The sequence below is a fragment of the Clostridium drakei genome, assembly GCF_000633595.2.
Classification (GTDB): Bacteria; Bacillota; Clostridia; order Clostridiales; family Clostridiaceae; genus Clostridium_AM; species Clostridium_AM drakei.
Genome location: NZ_JIBU02000109.1, coordinates 1 through 1,745, shown reverse-complemented (window position 1 = coordinate 1,745; position 1,745 = coordinate 1). Strand labels below are relative to the sequence as shown.

The 1,745-nt window shown below is 34.4% G+C and carries 3 protein-coding genes and 1 pseudogene; all 4 read right to left on the bottom strand.

Annotated elements, in window-relative coordinates; all coding sequences use genetic code 11:
• Positions 1–486, bottom strand: a pseudogene (locus EG57_RS0224995) (glycine/sarcosine/betaine reductase complex component C subunit beta); the annotation flags it as partial.
• Between the two features lie 95 nt (positions 487–581).
• On the bottom strand, positions 582–1,058 hold the full coding sequence (gene grdA / locus EG57_RS0224990; protein ID WP_084572332.1) for a glycine/sarcosine/betaine reductase complex selenoprotein A: 477 nt from the start codon (positions 1,056–1,058) through the stop codon (positions 582–584).
• 165 nt (positions 1,059–1,223) lie between these two features.
• The gene (trxA, locus tag EG57_RS0224980; RefSeq protein ID WP_032079786.1) at positions 1,224–1,547 is read right to left on the bottom strand and encodes a thioredoxin TrxA; all 324 of its coding nucleotides are present in this window, start codon (positions 1,545–1,547) and stop codon (positions 1,224–1,226) included.
• A gap of 14 nt (positions 1,548–1,561) precedes the next feature.
• Positions 1,562–1,745 (bottom strand): FAD-dependent oxidoreductase (locus tag EG57_RS0224975; protein WP_032079785.1); only part of this gene is annotated, 184 nt, incomplete at its 5' end.

Genomic DNA, 1,745 nt, shown 5'->3' with positions numbered 1-1,745 from the left:
TAACCCTTCAGCTATATGATTTTCTATTAGCTTCTCTATTTCAGGCAAGTCTATTCCTTCTTTTAACTCGTCAGCTTTAATCTTTAAAACAGCATGAGACTTAAACTTTTCTCTAACAGACTCTGTGAAATTCTTCTCTAACAAAACAAGATCAAATACATCACTTATCTTCATCAAACCATAGAACTCATCTTGAGGCATGATTTCACCAAACTTACCAAATCTGGACAAACCTTCAACCTTTTCATCATACCATGGTCTTTTTCTTTCACTTAATTCTTCTGGAGTCATGTTTCCTATATAAGTTTGATTTGGTGCATAACTAACAACATCTTCAAAAGATCTTAAGTGATTTTGTATCTCTTTTAAATATTCTGATTCTGGATTTGTTTCTCTTTCTAGGGTTTGAGTAGTACCATTGTGCAATATCATGTCTGGTGTGTTTACTAACACATAAGCTGCTTTTTTTATTACTGGAAAACTCATTTTTAAAACCTCCATTCATTATGTTCACTTATTGTATATTCAAAAACAGCATGCATTTCTGCATGCTATTTTTAGCTTGCTAAAGCTACTGATAACTATTTATTATATTTTGAATATTCATCTCTAATTGGTTTTACTTCACTGATAATTTCATCAACATCAAGAACCATTTCCATCATTCCACACTGCTCATCATAAATAGCTGCATCAAATTCAGCTTTAACTTCTGGTTCTACTGCGTGATATACTCCAAGACCTAATGCAATTCCAGCAAGTGGTCCTGCGAAAGTTGGATCTCCAGCGGCTACAGTTTCTGCTGATAGTCCTGAAGCCTCTGCTTCAGCTCCTCCTATTATTACAATCACGTTTTCAGCACCATACTTTTCAGTTAAATCTTTTACTCTTTGTTGGATCTCCAGATCCATAGCACCTGCGGCTGTTCAAACAAAGCATTCTGTGGAAGCAAATACAACTTCTGCTTTCGCACTTTTAGCACATTCTTCGATAGCTGGACCTGGAATTCCATCCCTGTCACCTATTGCAATTATCTTTTTTCCTTCTAATAAACTCATAATTTTTTCCTCCTTTTAGTCGGAAACACTGGGTAATTAACCCTATTCGCTTCCGCTCATGAATTACCCGCCAATGCCCATTTAGGGCATTAGCCTCCTTTTAGTCGGAAACACTGATTAATTTTACCCATTTGCTCCCGCTCATAAATTACCTGTTAAATTTAATTAAGCACCAATATTTTTAATAATCATTGCTTCAATGTTTGCTTTTGTAGCATCATCCTTTATGACTTCTTCAATTTTTTCTCCATCTTTATAAAGTATAATTGTAGGAAGTCCTAGCACTCTTTGTGAAATAGCTAATCTTCTAGCCTTTGTAGTGTTTAATTTACAAAATTTAACTTTTCCTTCAAATTTAACTGATAATTCCTCTATATCTGGCAACAAAGCCTGACAAGGTACACAACCATCTCCATAATAATCAACAAGTGTATAACCTTCAGATTCTAAAACCTCACCTTTAAATGTCTCTTTATCTAAAATTATCATATTAACTCCTCCTACTATTCTTCAAAATTATTTTCTATATATTTCTCTGCTTGTACAGCAGCTATAGCACCATCAGCAGCAGCTGTAACTACCTGTCTCAATGGTTTTTCCCTAATATCTCCTGCTGCAAATACACCATCAATATTAGTTTCCATCTTATCATTAGTTACAATATATCCTGCTTCACTAGTATCAACT